Source organism: Microvirga calopogonii (assembly GCF_003347665.1).
Classification (GTDB): domain Bacteria; phylum Pseudomonadota; class Alphaproteobacteria; order Rhizobiales; family Beijerinckiaceae; genus Microvirga; species Microvirga calopogonii.
Genome location: NZ_QDGA01000102.1, coordinates 1 through 16,140 on the forward strand (window position 1 = coordinate 1; position 16,140 = coordinate 16,140).

At 63.5% G+C, this 16,140-nt stretch carries 15 protein-coding genes; 6 read left to right on the forward strand and 9 right to left on the reverse strand.

The window, feature by feature from the left end; genetic code table 11:
* Positions 1-671: complex I NDUFA9 subunit family protein (locus tag DDF70_RS30655; RefSeq protein WP_162820484.1), on the reverse strand; the 671-nt coding region annotated here is incomplete at its 3' end.
* A 539-nt stretch (positions 672-1,210) separates the two neighbouring features.
* Here DDF70_RS30655 and DDF70_RS39360 point away from each other — a divergent pair.
* On the forward strand, positions 1,211-1,570 hold the full coding sequence (locus DDF70_RS39360) for a hypothetical protein (protein WP_245435706.1): 360 nt from the start codon (positions 1,211-1,213) through the stop codon (positions 1,568-1,570).
* A gap of 235 nt (positions 1,571-1,805) precedes the next feature.
* Here the strand turns inward: DDF70_RS39360 and DDF70_RS30665 are convergent, their stop codons facing one another.
* The 3 genes from DDF70_RS30665 to DDF70_RS30675 are packed head-to-tail and all read right to left on the reverse strand — an operon-like array spanning position 1,806 to position 6,636.
* Positions 1,806-2,570 carry a TerC family protein gene (locus DDF70_RS30665; protein WP_114948452.1) on the reverse strand — a complete coding sequence of 255 codons (765 nt, stop codon included), beginning with the start codon at positions 2,568-2,570 and terminating at the stop codon, positions 1,806-1,808.
* A 35-nt stretch (positions 2,571-2,605) separates the two neighbouring features.
* On the reverse strand, positions 2,606-5,308 hold the full coding sequence (locus DDF70_RS30670) for a CoA-binding protein (protein WP_114948453.1): 2,703 nt from the start codon (positions 5,306-5,308) through the stop codon (positions 2,606-2,608).
* Positions 5,309-5,349: 41 nt separating this feature from the next.
* On the reverse strand, positions 5,350-6,636 hold the full coding sequence (locus DDF70_RS30675; protein WP_114948454.1) for an ATP citrate lyase citrate-binding domain-containing protein: 1,287 nt from the start codon (positions 6,634-6,636) through the stop codon (positions 5,350-5,352).
* Positions 6,637-6,856: 220 nt separating this feature from the next.
* On the opposite strand from DDF70_RS30675, the gene DDF70_RS30680 reads away from it, so the two are divergent.
* The 3 genes from DDF70_RS30680 to DDF70_RS30690 are packed head-to-tail and all read left to right on the forward strand — an operon-like array spanning position 6,857 to position 10,010.
* Positions 6,857-7,522: a response regulator transcription factor gene (locus tag DDF70_RS30680; protein WP_114948455.1), complete on the forward strand. Its 666-nt coding sequence runs from the start codon at positions 6,857-6,859 to the stop codon at positions 7,520-7,522.
* Positions 7,519-8,922 (forward strand): sensor histidine kinase, encoded by a 1,404-nt coding sequence (locus DDF70_RS30685; protein ID WP_114948456.1) that lies wholly within the window; start codon positions 7,519-7,521, stop codon positions 8,920-8,922. Before DDF70_RS30680 ends, DDF70_RS30685 begins: the two co-directional genes overlap by 4 nt.
* Positions 8,919-10,010, forward strand: a complete 1,092-nt coding sequence (locus tag DDF70_RS30690) for an ABC transporter substrate-binding protein (RefSeq protein WP_114948457.1) — start codon at positions 8,919-8,921, stop codon at positions 10,008-10,010. Before DDF70_RS30685 ends, DDF70_RS30690 begins: the two co-directional genes overlap by 4 nt.
* A gap of 20 nt (positions 10,011-10,030) precedes the next feature.
* Here the strand turns inward: DDF70_RS30690 and DDF70_RS30695 are convergent, their stop codons facing one another.
* The 5 genes from DDF70_RS30695 to DDF70_RS30715 form a co-directional block, all read right to left on the reverse strand.
* Positions 10,031-10,366 carry an acyl-CoA thioesterase gene (locus DDF70_RS30695; protein ID WP_210381512.1) on the reverse strand — a complete coding sequence of 112 codons (336 nt, stop codon included), beginning with the start codon at positions 10,364-10,366 and terminating at the stop codon, positions 10,031-10,033.
* Positions 10,367-10,520: 154 nt separating this feature from the next.
* Entirely contained in the window at positions 10,521-12,020 is a 1,500-nt protein-coding gene (locus DDF70_RS30700) for a tripartite tricarboxylate transporter permease (RefSeq protein WP_114948458.1), read from the reverse strand.
* An 8-nt stretch (positions 12,021-12,028) separates the two neighbouring features.
* Positions 12,029-12,529 (reverse strand): tripartite tricarboxylate transporter TctB family protein, encoded by a 501-nt coding sequence (locus DDF70_RS30705; protein ID WP_114948459.1) that lies wholly within the window; start codon positions 12,527-12,529, stop codon positions 12,029-12,031.
* Positions 12,530-12,594: 65 nt separating this feature from the next.
* On the reverse strand, positions 12,595-13,563 hold the full coding sequence (locus DDF70_RS30710; protein ID WP_114948460.1) for a Bug family tripartite tricarboxylate transporter substrate binding protein: 969 nt from the start codon (positions 13,561-13,563) through the stop codon (positions 12,595-12,597).
* A gap of 263 nt (positions 13,564-13,826) precedes the next feature.
* On the reverse strand, positions 13,827-14,183 hold the full coding sequence (locus DDF70_RS30715; protein WP_114948461.1) for a hypothetical protein: 357 nt from the start codon (positions 14,181-14,183) through the stop codon (positions 13,827-13,829).
* Between the two features lie 251 nt (positions 14,184-14,434).
* On the opposite strand from DDF70_RS30715, the gene DDF70_RS30720 reads away from it, so the two are divergent.
* Complete coding sequence (locus DDF70_RS30720) at positions 14,435-14,761, forward strand: DUF1476 domain-containing protein (protein WP_114948462.1); 327 nt, start codon at positions 14,435-14,437, stop codon at positions 14,759-14,761.
* A gap of 208 nt (positions 14,762-14,969) precedes the next feature.
* A partial coding sequence (locus tag DDF70_RS30725; RefSeq protein WP_162820796.1) for an acetyl-CoA C-acetyltransferase occupies positions 14,970-16,140 on the forward strand: 1,171 nt, incomplete at its 3' end.

A 16,140-nucleotide genomic window follows, 5' to 3' on the forward strand; every position in this document is an offset into this window, starting at 1 on the left:
ACAAACTCAAGCAGCTCTTTGAAGGTATAGACCCGGGGGCCGCCGAATTCGTAGGTCTGGCCGCGGCTGGCGGGGTTCGCCAGAATGGCACCAACGCCCGCCACCACATCCTCGACATAGACGGGCTGAAACCTCGTTCGCCCGCCGCCGATCAGCGGCAGGGCCGGGAGCCGTCGCGCCCGTGCGGCAAAGCCGTTGAAGAAGTGATCGTCTGATCCGAAGATCAGGCTGGGCCGGATGATCGTCACCTCGGGAAAGGCGGCGCGTACCGCCGCTTCGCCGGCCGCCTTGGACCGATCTGCCAGCGCGGGTGCCGTGCGGCTGGCCCCGAGTGCCGACATGTGAACCAGTTGCCGGACCCCCAAGCGCCGGGCGCTGGCCGCCACCCGGTGAGCCCCCTCTTCATGAAGGGCCGTGAAGGTTTGCCGGCGTGCCTGCGAGAGAATGCCGACCAGATTGATGACCGTGTCGGCTCCTTGGATCGCCGCCTGCACCGCCGCATCATCGAGAATGTCGGCCGCGACGTGTTGGATCTGAGCCAGCCTCGGAGGCTCTGCCGTGGTGAGCGGATGTCGCGCCGCGACCCGCACGGACACTCCCGCCCTGGCGAGATGCTCGACCAGGTGCCGACCGATAAAACCCGACCCGCCGAAGACCGTGACGTGCTGCATCGCTGCCGCTGTGCCCTGCCAGGATCAATGCGAACCGATCGCCTCAGTTCTGAGTAAGCTGGTCCTTCGCCCGCAGATGGCAGAGCCTCTCCGCGAGTTTGTTCGCATATTCGATTGATGTGAAGGTCGGAACATGAGCGGAGGCCGGTTGAGGCGCGTCAGGCTTTTTGGATCGGACTGGAGCAGATGCGTCTTGAGCAACCGGATCAACGTCTCCGGATGGACGGGCTTGCCGATGAAGAGAACCCCATCGGGTCGGTGGCCGGCTCCGGGATGGCTCTGGCATCGGCCCAAAACGCCGAGTTCGACGTCGCTGTTCTCGATCTCCGATCTGAATGGAAGGCTCAGCTATCCCGTCGCTGCGGTGATCCGCGGCCGCGGGATCCCCATCATCTTTGCAACCGGAGACGGTGGAGTTGGACTGCCGGGTCTGTCCTTCCTGGTTCGTGCGCCCGGACCTGAAGGACCAGCCTTTGCGTTATCATTTCGATCATGAGTGAATGCCCAGAGGCGATCCATCCCGAGCAAGGGAGGTGCTCATGAGACGAACCTCGTATTACGTGTTCCACTCGACTACGGCTCCTGACCTGCGTGGGATCACCGGCGATCCGGACGGGGCGAGGCTCCCCGTCTCGGACGGGCCCTGGACCCGTGAGCGGCAGATCGATCCGAACGAGCCTTGGCCCCTCGACGTCAACCAAGCCGTCGTGGAGTTCGGGGTTCTGGAGAACGGCTTCTATCTCTGGGGCCCGATCCCGCAGCACGCGTCATCCAAACCCGTCATCGAAAGCGACCGTGTCGAGGGCACGGCGGTGTTCGATCTCCAGGGGCACCGGATCGGCACCATCAAGCGATTGTTGATCGAGAAGGTGAGCGGCCGGGTGGTCTACGTCGTGTAACCTTCGGCGGCTTCCTGACCCTTGGCGTTCACCATCACACCATCCCATGGGAGAAGCTCACCTACGACACAGGGCTTCACGGTTATCGCACCGACATCACCGAGGAGCAGGTCCGAGGTGCTCCGGGCTTCTATGGCGAGGACGAGGTCTGGCCTGGCAAGAAGCGGGAGCAGGAGCTGTGGGACTACTGGCGCGACCTGCCCCGAGGACCGGTTTGAACCTTACTCGCGGCCCATTACCCGTTCTCGATTGGAGCCTCGGGGTTCCCGTACGGATTATGAAGATGGACCACCTTCGCAGCCCTGCGGCGGGCTACCATGTTGAGCGCCTCGACCGCGATCGAGAAGATCATGGCGACATAGATGAAGGCGTGATCGAAGTGAACGCCGAAGCCGTCGGCAACAAGCGTGGTCCCGATCATCACGAGGAATGATAGCGCCAGCATCTTGGTGGTTGGATGACGTTCAACGAAGTCGCCCACTGGGCGGGCGGCCGCCATGAGCACCATCATCGATAGGATGACAGCAACCGCCATGACCCAGATCTCGGTTGCCAGACCCACTGCCGTGACGATCGAGTCGATCGAGAACACGAGATTGATGACCGCGATCTGGACTACCACTGTGGCCACCTTGCCATACACCTTAGCCGTGGCCTCGCCTTCGACTCCCTCAAGATTGGCATGGATCTCTTGGACAGCCTTGTAGACCAGGAACACACCACCAGCGATCAGGATCAGATCCTTGCCGGTGAAACTATGGCCGAAGGCTGAGAACAGCGGTTCCGTGAGGCTGAGGACCCAGCCAATGGCAAAGAGCAGAACCAGACGCGGCACCAGGGCCAGGGTCATTCCGAGCTTGCGGGCGAGCGGCTGCTGCGGAGCCGGAAGCTTTCCAACCAGTAGAGCGATGACCACCAGGTTGTCGACGCTGAGCACCACTTCCAGAGCCGTCAAGGTCAGAAGGCTGAGCCATACCTGGGGGTCGAAGAGCGTATCCATTCTGGTGGTTTCCTCAATCTTTGAAGCGGTACGCCTTAGGACACGTACTGGCACTTGGACGCCGCCGTTCGCGTGTCCATGTTCCGGCCGCGGTTCAGGTGGTCGTCGATCTCGGCGGCGCAGCCGAGCATGCGGGCGTAGAGGAAGATCGTGAACGCGCTCGTCTCAAGGCTCTCCTTGGCCAGAGTACCCTCGCGGTACGGCTGCCACAGCATCTTCAGCAGCAGAGCTGCGATGACCGCGTCGATGTTGACGCAATAGATGTTGCGGGACACGCCGGTCTCGTACAGAGCCTTGACGAGTTCCTGGTAGTACGCGTGGAAGACGTTGTACTCCTCGCGCCGCTCGAACAGCTGCCGCACGAACACCTCACGCGGATCGTGGTTCACGGGCTTATCCTTGAACACCGGATGGTTCACGCCCGGGATCTTCTGGATGTCCAGGCTGCCGGCCGACTTCTTGCCCGCCTTGTAGCTCGCGTACTCGGCCGCATAGCGGTGGACCAGGGCCGTCAGATCGATGCCGTGATCCGGATCGCCTGGATCGGCCAGATCGACGTCCTGGAACTGTTCGATCAGGAAGGCGATGCCTTCATAGCCGTTGCCGCCATGGGCGTAGCCGGAATGGGTCAGGAAGCCGATCAGAGCCTTGTTGAGCTGCACCCGCTCAGGCGTCTCAGGCCCGTCGGCCGAGACCGCACCCTTGGCACCCTGGGCCGAGATGGTGCCAGGCCCGTTCGAGAGCAGCAGACCGACCAGGGTCTGGAAGGCGAAGAGGTTGTCCGGAGTGGGCTCGGTGCCGACCAGGGCCGTGAACGCAACTTCGGTCAGGGAGCGCGACCCGATGACCTCCTCATTCGGAATACCGCAGAAGGCGTCCTCCTGATGCCGCCCGGCGTCAGCCGACGCGCCGATCAGGACGCCAAACAGCCGCAGCCACCAAGGCAGAGTCTCAACCGTCAGAAGCGAGATGCGCTTACGCATCAACGGTTCCCACGCCAGCGTCGTGGCCACGGCGGCGAGAACGGCATCGGCGGTTGGATGGCCATTGAGGGTGCGCAGGTAGCGCACGAACACCGACTTCGCGCCGCGGGCCTGCAACCCGGTCAGCAGGGCTTCGGCCTTCGCATCGGGGTGATCGGACACGAACAGGTCCGCCGCACCATCGAACTGCACCGAGCTCAGGTCGAAGCTCTCGTCCAGACCGCTCTGCAACCCGGCTTCCGCGAAGCCTTCCACGAGCGCACGTACGGCCCGCCGTGCCTGCTCCCCATGCCGGGGCCCGATGATGCTGCACGCTGCGGCCAGAACCGTGTTGGGAGCGTTGCCCGCCTCCCGCGCCGCCTGGGCAGCGGCCAGGGCCGGGGTGCCGGACAGGTTGATCTCGGCTCCCGCAGCGGCATTGATCAGTTCCCGATCGTTCTCGCTTCCAGGCTCTCGCAGGAGGGAAAGGCAGATGTTCGACTCCACCGGAAACTGGGCCGCATCCAGCATCGATGTGCCATGCAGGGACGTGATCTGGGTCCTCGGATCCATCTGCGAGGCGCCGGAGGCATCCTTCATCGCCTGGCGCGGGAACACCGCCCCGATCTGCCGGTTCAGATGCTCGATCTGCTTGTCGTAGGGGCTTGCCGCCGTAACCACCGGCAGATCGAGCTCCGGCGGCAGCACGATGCCTTGGCTTGAGCCGAACCACGGCTTGAGAGCCAGGCTGCCCTCGGGCTCGAAGTCGGGACGGGCGGCATTGGCCTGCATCACCGCCGTCAGGGCAGCCGGGATGTGGGCGATGTTGGTGACCACCGCGCCCTTGGGTGAGAACACCGGGTTCTCGGGCGTGAAGATGTCGTCGACGCCGAACTTGGCCATGAACCATTGTTCCTTGGCCTCGGCATCGTCATGGCCGCCGGCCATCGCCCCGGCATGGCCGACCGCCCGGGTGAGCTTCGACTTCCAGCGTCCCACCACGCAGGCCACCACGGGCTTGGTGAAGCTGGCGTCGAGTTCGTAGTAGCCCCCCGGCTCCGCATAGAGCACCGCCGCCTTGGTGCGGGCATCGTTGGCGAGCGCAAAGGCGAATTCCGGGGCGGCGTAGTGGATGTACACATCCTTGCCGCTCGAGATCAGCGTGGTGGTGCCCCAGCCGGCCATGCGGAGATACGTGGCAATGGTGGTGGTGAAGTTGCCGGAGTTCGAGAAGATCGCAATCGAGCCCTTCCGGAGAGCCTCAGCCGGACTGTCGCCGCCCAAAGCTCCACCGATGCGGACCTGGTTCCAGGCGTCGGCCACGCCGAGGCTGTTGCCGCCGAAGATGTCGATCCCGTTCTGCTGGCCCATGGCGCGGATCTCGCGCGAGTCGTGCACGGACAGCTTTTCGGTGACGATGAAGATTTTCTTGAGCTCGGGATTGACCCGGATCAACTCGGCGACACCGTCACGGGCGCCGGAGGGCGGCAGGTAGACCACGCCGCAGTTGAAGCGATGCCCCGCCTCAAGCCCCTCGCGGACGTTGTTGTAGACCGGCACGTTCCCGACCGGTGTCTCCAGCACCTGGCCGTTGCGGCCGGGGGAGGTCCCGAACACCACGTTGCCGCCCGAGTAGGCGTGGCCCACCGGGGTGACGTCGCTGGATTCGCCGCCGAGGATATTGAGCACGCAGACCCGGTCGTCACGAGTGGCGATCTGGTCGAGGGAGCTGATGCCCACGTGGTACTTGAAGCTGCCGACGCCCTGCTTGAACATTGTGTCTCCTCCAAATCTGCTGACGGGTTTATGAGCTCGGCTCAGGCCGCGGCCGCCACTGGAATGCGCAGCTTTGCCGCGACCTCATCGCGTCCGCCGGCCTTCATCCAGGCATCGGCCGCACGGGCATAGTTGATGACCTCACTCATGTCGGAGTCGAAGCCGAAGAGGCGGTAGGGAACACCGAGTGCCTCGAGCGTGTCGCGCAGGGCACCCATGCCGCGCACCAGGTTAGGGCCCCCGCGGCCGGCCACGACGTAGAGGGGCGAGGGGCCATGCTGGCCGAAGTGTTCCCGCAGGGCATCGGCCATCGCCCGGAAGGTCTCGAAGATGTCGGTGTTGTTCGACTTGCCGCCGATGATGAACAGCACGTTCGACTGCTTGAGCCAGTGCTTGAAGCAGATCTGCGCGACCTTCTTCATCTTCTCATACGGAGGGTTGCCGCCGAAGTCGGATGAGATGATCGCATCATCGCCCAGCATCTGGGTGACGAGGGAGTTGGCGCCACCGCCAAAGGTGGGCGCCAGGATCGTGCCTTGCGGGTTGATGACGTAGACATCGCTCTGGCCCTGATAGGTGCGGAGCTGGTTGATCTCGAGCTCGAAATCCGAGTAGTCGACGGCGAACAGGTGATTGGGCAGGTTGAGGCGCTCCCAGCGCGGATCGTCCCGGTCGAAGCCGCACTTGAAGTCGCAGGCCGCTGGGGTCAGGCGTCCGTTCCGGTCCGGCCGCATGCGGATCGGGTTCAGCTCCAAGGTGGTCATGCCGAAGTTGTGGTAGAGCTCCCACAGCTTCGGGAGCTGCTGCACCAGCGGCGAGATGATTTGCTTGGGCGCATTCAGCTCCGAGAGGGCATTGGCGACCACGAAGGCCTTGAGGCCGGTCAGGGCGTCAAACGGGATCTGGGCGACGAGGCTCTTGTCGACCTCCTCGATGTCTATGCCGCCGTGGTGGGTGAGCGTCATGGTGGGTGCCCGGAAGCGGGTCGAATCGGAGATCGAAAAGTAGACCTCGTGCTCGGCCGGCACGGCACCCTCGAAGGTTACGCCGTTCGCCTTGGCCACTGTGGCGCCGACCCGGTGCTCAACGAAGTAGAGCCGTTCCTTCTCCGCGAGAGCGGTCCTCAGGTCGGAGGCGCGGCCGAGCAGACCGGCCTTGCCCTTCTTGCCGACGCCGCCCTTGAACACCGGCTTGATGAAGACGCTGCCGTGTCGGTCGATGAGGGCCCGGATCTCCTCCTCACTGGCGTCGGGGCCAAGCACCTCCGAGGTGGGAAACCCAGCGAACTGAAGCAGCTTGGCTCCATGGAGCATACCTGTGATCTGCATCCGTATCCTCCCGTCGAAAATCACTGTTGCTCGCAGGCCATGGGCGCGATCGGACCGCGTCCCTCGCGGTCCTGCTACTGCCGCGCTTGGCGGCTCCTCATGCGAGCAGGCTCGGAGGCCTGTCGGGCGGAACGCACACGCCTCTTGGCGGCCTCATGGGAGTTGCGTACCCTGTGAACCTGTCATCAACCTGACAGCCCGGTGTTGGCGAGAGGCGAAAATGCGCATCCTGCTCGTGGAAGATACCGAGGACGTTGGAGAAGCGATCGTCGCCCGGTTCGAGCGGATCGGCCACACGGTCGATTGGGAGAAGGACGGGGGCGTGGCCGACGAGGTCCTGGTGGTCCAGGCCTACGATCTCCTGATCCTCGACGTGAACCTGCCAGCGCTCGACGGCTTCTCGATCCTCAAACGCCTCAGGCAGCGGAAATCGAAAACACCGGTTCTTGTCCTCACAGCCCGATCGCAGGTCGACGACCGGGTCGGCGCGCTCGATCTCGGAGCGGACGATTACCTGGTGAAGCCCTTTGACTACCGCGAACTGGAGGCCCGGGCGCGGGCGCTGCTTCGGCGCAGCGCCGGCGAGTCCACCAATCAGCTGGTCTGCGGGCAGGTGACGATCGACCGGGGCTCACGAGCCGTGGCGATCAATGGCACCCCCATCGATTTAACCCGGCGGGAGCTGACGCTGCTCGAGATCCTGGCGACCCGGCCCGGTCGGATCTTCGGCAAGGACGAGTTGGTCGACCAGCTGTTTGGGTTCGATGACGAGCCCAGTCCTAATGCCGTGGAACAGTATGTCGCCCGCCTGAGAAAGAAACTGGCCGGATCCGGCACCGAAATCCGGACGCTGCGGGGGCTTGGCTATCAGATCGTGTGCCCATGATCAGGCCAGGGCGCTCTCTTTATTCCCGCATCATGCTGGTCATCGCCCTTATCTTCGGTGCCGGTTCCCTCGTGCTGGGAACGGCAGCCTGGGTCTACGCCCGCCTTGCCGCTGACGATGCCTATGACCGTCTCCTGGTCGGAGCGGCCCTGCAGATCGCAGAGAGCATCTACGCCCAGGAAGGGGCCATCTCGGTTGATCCTCCTGTATCCGCGTTCGAGACCCTCTCGCTATCGACCAATGACCGCATTTTCTACAAGGTTCTCGATCCGCATGGGGCGGTTCTCACGGGCTACGATGACTTGGCTGCGGCAGCCGCCAATACTGCATCTCACGAACCGCTAATATCGGATGGCGAATACCGAGGCTTTCCTGTGAGAGTGGCTGTCGTGGGCCGCCTCGTCTCGGATCCGGTGGCGCCTGGATGGGCCCACGTTGTCGTGGCTCAGACACGCGAAGCCCGCATCAGTCTGGCACGGGACTTGACCCTGAAGGCCCTGCTGCTGGTATTCGCCATGACCAGCCTTGCCTTCATGGGGGTTCTGTTTGCCGTGCGCCGGGCCTTGGAGCCCTTGGCTCGCGTCGAGCGGGAGCTGCGGTCGCGCGATCCCAAGGACCTGACGCCGCTTGACGTCGAGATCCCCCGCGAGATCCAGACGCTCGTGTCCACGATCAATCGGTTCATGGACCGCCTGTCCGGACGGATCGCCCTGATGCAACGCTTCATTGCCGACGCGGCCCACCAGATCCGGACCCCTCTGGCTGGGCTGGCGTCCCAGGTTGATCTTCTCACCGAGGAGACCCGCCCTGAGCGGAAGGAGCAACAGCTCATCAGGGTCAGGGAACGAACCGCCGAACTCGGCCGTCTGACGAACCAGCTTCTCAGCCACGCGATGATCATTCATCGGGCCGAGGTCGCGGAGTTCGAGACCATCGACCTCGCGGCCCTTGCACGACAAACCCTGATCAATGCGGTTCCCCTGTCGCTCGACCGTGAAGTTGACATCGCCTTCGATGATCCGCCTGAACCTGTCCTCATGCGAGGAGATGCCGTTAGTCTGCGTGAGGCCCTCTCGAACCTGATCCACAACGCCTTGAAGCACGGGGCGAAGACACGTCTGGAGGTTCGTGTCTTCGCCGAGAATGATGCCGCCGTCGTCGAAGTTGTCGATGACGGGCCAGGAATCCCGGCGGACGAATGGCAGCGGGTTCGGGAGCCGTTCCACACTCAGAGCGCCACCGGTTCCGGCCTGGGCCTTGCCATCGCGGGCGATGTCGTCCGGGCGCACGGGGGAGAACTCCGCTTCCGCGAGCGCTCAGAGGGGGGATTTGCAGTCATCATGCGCTTCAGGAGACACAATGAGACGCCCGAGCCGATCGAGAGCGGAGATGCATCTTGATCAGAGGATTGAAGGCGGCATTGGGCATCGCTGGCTTTTTGACCGGGCTTTCCATTCACCTGGTGGAGGCCGCCGAGAAAGCAGTCTTTGCTGCTCCAGCCGAACAGCAAACAGTCCTGTCAGTTCATGGTGCGGCCGACCTCTCCGCCATGGAGCCGTTGATCCGGGACTTTCAGGTGCTCGCACCGAATGTGACGATCGAATACAGTGAATACGTGACCACTGATCTGTTCGAACAAGCATCAAAGGAATGCAATGCGAAGCAAGGAACCATGGATCTGGTCCTCTCGTCGTCAGTCGATCAGCTGGTCAAACTCGTCAACGATGGCTGTGGCACGCGTTATCGCTCGCCCCTGACCCTTCAGCTGCCGTCCTGGACACGCTGGCGTGACGAGATCTTCGGCTTTACGTTCGAACCGGCTGTCATCGTGTTCAACCGTGACCTCGTTCCTCCGGAAGACGTACCGCGCACCCGGGTGGAACTTCTCGATCTGCTTCGATCAAAGCCCGAAAAGTACAATGGGAAGATCGGGTCCTATGATATTGCCCAGTCGGGGATCGGCTATCTCTTCGCCTCCTATGATGCTCGAGGGACGGCCATCTTCGGGCGCCTTCTTGAGGCTTTCGGACGGGCTGACTTGGTCCTGCGCTGTTGTAGCAGCGATCTCCTGGCTGATCTCTCCACCGGGCGCCTGGCCATCGGGTACAATCTGATCGGGTCCTATGCCGTTGGTGCCCAGAGACGTGGAGCTCACATAGGGATCGTCATCCCGCGGGACTACACCGTCGTCCTCAGTCGGGCGGCCTTCATCCCGCGCTCGTCAAACAACCCTGCGATTGCCTTCCGGTTCCTGGATTACCTGCTCTCGGATCGAGGCCAGAAGAAAAGCCGTGAAGCCTCGTTCTTCTTCAGCTTTGAGGGCCCGCTTCCGGATGAGGTCGACGGTCCGCTCTGGTTGGGCACATCCGGGCTTCTGCGGCCGATCACCATCGGACCGGAACTGCTGGCTGTGCAGGATCGCGCCAAGCATCAGCGTCTTTTAGGTGAATGGCACCGTTCGATCCATCCTGACACCGACGTGCGGTAAAGCGTATCTGGCAGGTCTCATCAAGACGGCGGGATCGGACGTGGACGGGTGCCACTGTCGATCGCTACGAACGTAAAGACTGCCTCTGTCACCTTGACCTGCTCGTCGCCGTCGCGGGAGCGGCGCCAAGCCTCAACCTTGAACTTCATCGAGGTACGGCCAACGGACATCAGGTCTGCATACACCGAAACTTCGTCACCGACATGCACCGGGCTGTGGAAGGCCATGCCGTCGACGGCGACCGTCACGCAACGGCCACGCGCCCGTCGTGCTGCGGCATTGCCGGCGGCAAGATCCATCTGCGACATCAGCCAGCCGCCGAAGATGTCGCCGGCCGGGTTTGTGTCAGAGGGCATTGCAATCGTCCGGATCACGGCCTCGCGGACTGTCGATGTCGTATCTTCCACAGAGTAACCTCGTTCATTCCAGAAGACCGGAGAGACGCTTCCGATCTTCACACGGCTCAAACAGGATCCCCGGCTCCTGGGGGCCGGGGATGTGACGTTCACATCAGTCCTCGACCGCCTTGAAGCGACCGAGGTTCTTGAGAACGAACGGGGCGACGAGAGCGATCAACGCGATGACGAGGAGCGTCGCCGAAATTGGGCTCTGGAGCAGGACCATGGGATCGCCAAGGCTGATCGAGAGCGCCCGCCGCAGCTGGCTTTCGGCCACGGGTCCCAGGATGAGGCCCACGACCACCGGTGCAATGGGGAAGTCGAACCGCCGCATCAGGAAGCCGAGCACGCCGAAGACCGCCAGCATGATGAGTTCCACCGGCGACGGGTTCGCCGCGATGGTGCCCATGGTGGCGAAGACCAGGATGCCGGCATAGAGCCAGGGCTGCGGGATCGCGAGCAGCTTCACCCAGAGGCCGACCAGCGGCAGGTTCAGCACCAGCAGCATGATATTAGCGATGAACAGGCTGGCGATCAGGCCCCAGACCAGATCGGGCTTCTCCGCGAACAGCAGCGGGCCGGGGTTCAGCCCGTATTGCTGGAAGCCCGCCAGCATCATGGCGGCGGTGGCCGAGGTCGGCAGACCCAGCGTCAGCAGGGGCACGAGGGTGCCGGCCGCGGACGCGTTGTTGGCGGCCTCTGGTCCGGCAACGCCTTCGATCGCGCCCCGGCCGAAATCCTCCGGGTACTTCGTCAGACGCTTCTCGGTGGCGTAGGACAGGAAGGTCGGAATCTCGGCGCCACCGGCCGGAAGAGCCCCAATGGGGAAGCCGTAGAGCGTGCCGCGCAGCCAAGGCTTCCAGGAACGCTTCCAGTCCTCCCTGGTCATCCAGAGGGAGCCGCGTACCGACTCGAGCTTCTCCTCATGGATATGCCGCCGGGAGGCGACATAGAGGGCCTCGCCCACGGCAAAGAGCCCCACGGCCAAGGTCGTTACTTCGACATTGTCGTAGAGCTCGGGAATGCCGAAGCTGAGGCGGGACTGGCCGGACAGGATGTCGATGCCGACCAACCCGAGCAGCAGGCCGATGAACAGGCTGGTGAGGCCGCGGACTGGGGAATCGCCGAAGGTAGCCGAGACGGTCACGAAGGCCACGACCATCAAGGCGAAGTAATCCTCGGGTCCGAAGCTTACGGCGATGTCGACCAGATAAGGCGCCAGGAAGGTGAGGCCGAGCGTTGCGATGGTGCCGGCCACGAAGGAACCAATGGCCGAGGTCGCGAGCGCCGGGCCGCCACGGCCGGCCTTGGCCATCAGGTTGCCTTCGAGCGCGGTCGCCATGGAGGCACTCTCGCCCGGGGTGTTGATGAGGATCGCCGTGGTCGAGCCGCCATACATGCCGCCGTAATAGATGCCGGCGAACATGATGATCGAGCCCGTGGGATCGAGCTTGAACGTGACCGGAAGAAGGAGCGCCACGGTGAGCGCCGGGCCGATGCCGGGCAGAACACCAACCGCGGTGCCGAGAAGGACACCGACGAGGGCGAACAGCAGGCTCATCGGCTGGATCGCCACGGACAGACCGTGGGCGAGGGAGACAAAGGCTTCCATGACAGGCCTCACAAGAGATGTTCGAGCGGTCCCGCAGGCAGGGACAGGGTGAGAACTTTTCCGAAGAGCAGGTAGATGATCACGGCCAGCACGGCTCCGATCAGCAGATCCGAGATGAAGGCCCTGCGGCCAAAGGCGGCCGAGGTGGTGGCGAACAGGATGGCCGTGCCGATCATGAAGCCGCCGCCGATCGCGATGAAAACGATCAGGCAGGCCAGCCCGCCCAGGATCAGGACGATGGGCTTCCAGTCGAGGCTGTCACGGGCCGGGAGGTTGCCCTGCAGGGCTCCGATGCCGTTGCCGATCGCGAGCAGCGTCAGGCCGATCGAGACGACGATGGGCATGACCTTCGGGCCCAGGTCATAGGGGGACAGGATCTGGAGTTGGTTCATGTCCCACCAGACCAAGCCGGCGAGAACAAGAAGTAGAAGCGCGATGACGAGGCCCGCGACATCGATGTGCGTGCGGTGCTGCACACTGGAAATTGGCAGCTGTTGGACGTTGGACATTGGCATCTCCTGGATTCATGCGAGCCAAGCGGGCACGCCAAGTCGCGCCCGCCGGGTGCTGGCGATCAGGACTTCACGAGACCGATGGAGGTGAGAACCTCGCGAACCCGGGCGTTCTCGGCCTTCAGGAAAGCGGCGAAGTCGTCGCCCGAGAGATAGGCATCGTCCCATCCCTTCTGCTTCAGCACTTCCTGCCAGGCGGGAGACTTCACCATCTTGTCGATGGTCTCGGTCAGGGCCCTCTTCTGGTCAGCCGAGATGCCGGGAGGAGCCACGACGGAACGCCAGTTGGTGATCTCGAGATCGACGCCCTGGTCCTTCAGGGTGGGGGTCGCCATGCCCTCGCGCTGGGTCGGCGCGGTGACCGCGATCAGGCGCAGTTTGCCCGTCTTGATCTGGCTTTCAAACTCTCCAAGCCCGGAAATGCCGGCCGTCACCTTGCCGCCGAGGATGGCCGCCAAGGCTTCCCCGCCGCCGGAGAAGGGGATGTAGTTGATCTTGGTCGGATCGGCGCCGGCCGCCTTGGCGAAGAGACCCGCGGCGATGTGGTCGACACCGCCGGCCGAACCCCCGGCCCACCGGACCTTGCTCGGATCGGCTTTGATGGCGGCCACGAGGTCTTGGACCGACTTGATCGGCGAGCTCGGCGGAACAACGATGGCTTCGGCCTCAGCGGTCAGGCGGGCGATCGGCGTCACCTGCTCCAGGGTCACCGGCGACTTGTTGGTCAGCAGGGCGCCCATCATGACGAACCCGTTGACCATGAGCTGGTTACCGTCACCCTTGGAGTTGTTGACGAGCTGGGCGATGCCGATAGAGCCGCCGGCCCCCGGCACGTTGGTGACCTGCACGCTCTTGGCCATGCCGGATTGCATCAGAACCTGCTGCATCGAGCGGGCCGTCTGGTCCCAGCCGCCGCCGGGCGCCGCCGGGGCCATGAGTTTCAGTTCGGCTTGAGCGAAGGCGGAGGTGGCGAATAAGGCTGTCGCAGCAACGATCAGTGTCCGTGACAGGCTTGGGCGAAAATGGATCATGGGTCATCCTCCCAGGATGGCTAAGGTTCTCTCCGGCTGCTTTGGGCAGTCGCAAGGAACGGCCTAAGGGATGAACCTGACAGCAACCTGACTAACTTCGCGGGCAAAATGCGGGTTGGGAAGCGTAGACGATACATTGCCTTGGCAGGGCTCTCATGGGGCGAGGGCCCGGTCTGCCTTAAGCCGGAGCGGTGCTCTTACCCGGCAGGACACTCAACGATGCTTATGGTCTGACTCAACTCTGCTTATGGTCGGGCGGGGAGCTACTCGCCCCGGCGAAAGTGGCGGACAGCACGAGCGACACGGTGTAGGCCCAGATTTCCCTTCAAGAAGGTGCGAGCTTCCAAGAGCTTGCCTAAACTTTTTGCCAAGCCACTAAGGTCAAGCTTTGATGAACCGAGCGGCTTTCCGTTCTGATGGCGTGTGGTCTCCTCAAGCCGGGCCGCGGCGACCGAATCGAGGAAGCGCTGGATTGGGGCGGCTGTATTCCGCCTGATATGGGCGAGGGCTTCGTCTGCCTCAGTATCGGTCTGCTTCATCGGTTCACCTGACAATCCTGGATTGGATAGGTGCCCGAGCGCTTCCTTGAGTATCTGGCCCGTTTTTGGGTTCTTCTTCATGAATAACAGAGGGTCAGCGTGATCACCGAGAGCTTGGTGATTGAACCGCAGCTTCGTCTGGCCTCAGATACGACATATGCAACCTGGCGCAGGAGGCAAGCCTGGAAACGTTGCGTCCACGCATGGCTTACCTGCAAGAATCCGTTGAGTTTGTCAGGTTCGTGTCAGGTGAGGCGTCTACAGGCTCGTTGCATGACATGCCGGTGGTCGAATCCAACAGGCTACTGCTGAACCTTTGAGGGAGAGCTTCGATGAACGCGACAGGCACAAAGACTTTCAATCAGAGTTCGTCATCCTGGTGTCTCGACAACGACACCCGTGACAGCGTGATCGCCCGCCGGAACGTCCTTGCCGGCCTCTGGGCTGGCCGCCTCCTCGGTTTGTCGAACGCCGACCTTTCTTCCTATGCCACTGACGTTCACCAAGCGGACTTCGAAATCGACGGCGATAATGACATTGTCGGGAAGATCACCCGTGATCTTTCGGTTCATGGCTTGCCCTATTCCGAACGGCAGGTCCGGGACCAACTCCGCGCCTATCACCGTGAAGCGTTTCGTCAGGTAGCAGTCACTGACTGAGCCTCAGGTGCGATGCCATTGCCTGTCGCAAGATGGCTTCTGGGACAGGACCGCAGGTACTGACCTCGATCGCGGCAGAGGCCGCCGGGCAGGCCTCACCTGCGGCTTTGAGCCTTCCAGCGAAGTGGTTCGTCTGGCAGGGGATAAGCCCAGCAGCTCCGTGCGGGCACAATAAACCATCTCTGAACGACACCACAACGAGGAACCCATGACCAGCATCGTCATCGTCGGCGCGGCGCGCACCCCCGTCGGCTCGTTCAACGGCGCCTTCGCCAATACCCCGGCTCATGAGCTCGGCGCCATCGCCATCAAGGCGGCCCTCGAGCGCGCCAAGGTGGAAGGCGGAGAGGTGGACGAGGTGATCCTCGGCCAGATCCTCACCGCGGCCCAGGGCCAGAACCCGGCCCGCCAGGCCGCCATGGCGGCGGGCGTGCCGCAGGAAAAGACCGCCTGGGGCCTCAACCAGCTCTGCGGCTCCGGCCTGCGCACGGTCGCCATCGGCATGCAGCAGATCGCCAACGGCGATGCCGCCATCATCGTGGCGGGCGGCCAGGAATCCATGTCGCTCGCACCCCACGCGGCCCATATGAGGTCCGGCACCAAGATGGGCGACTTCAAGCTCACGGACACCATGCTCAAGGACGGCCTGATGGACGCGTTCCACGGCTACCACATGGGCACCACCGCCGAGAACGTGGCCCAGCGCTGGCAGCTCACCCGCGAGGAGCAGGACCAGTTCGCCACGAGCTCCCAGAACAAGGCCGAGGCCGCTCAGAAGGAAGGCCGGTTCAAGGACGAGATCACGCCCGTGACGATTGCCTCCCGCAAGGGCGACATCATCGTGGACCAGGACGAGTACATCCGCGCCGGCACCACGCTCGAAGCGCTCGCCAAGCTGCGCCCCGCCTTTTCGAAGGAGGGCACGGTCACGGCCGGCAATGCCTCGGGCATCAATGACGGCGCCGCCGCCGTCGTGCTGATGACGGAAGCCGAAGCCGAGAAACGCGGCCTGACCCCGCTCGCCCGCATCGCCTCCTGGGCGACCGCCGGCGTCGATCCGGCCATCATGGGCACGGGTCCGATCCCGTCCTCGCGCAAGGCGCTGGAAAAGGCCGGCTGGAAGGTGTCCGACCTCGAACTCGTCGAGGCCAACGAGGCCTTCGCCGCCCAGGCGCTCGCGGTCAACAAGGACATGGGCTGGGATCCGTCCATCGTGAACGTGAACGGCGGCGCCATCGCCATCGGCCACCCGATCGGAGCATCGGGCGCCCGCGTGCTCGTGACCCTGCTGCACGAGATGGGCCGGCGCAACGCCAAGAAGGGGCTCGCGACCCTCTGCATCGGCGGCGGCATGGGCGTGGCCATGTGCCTGGAGCGCT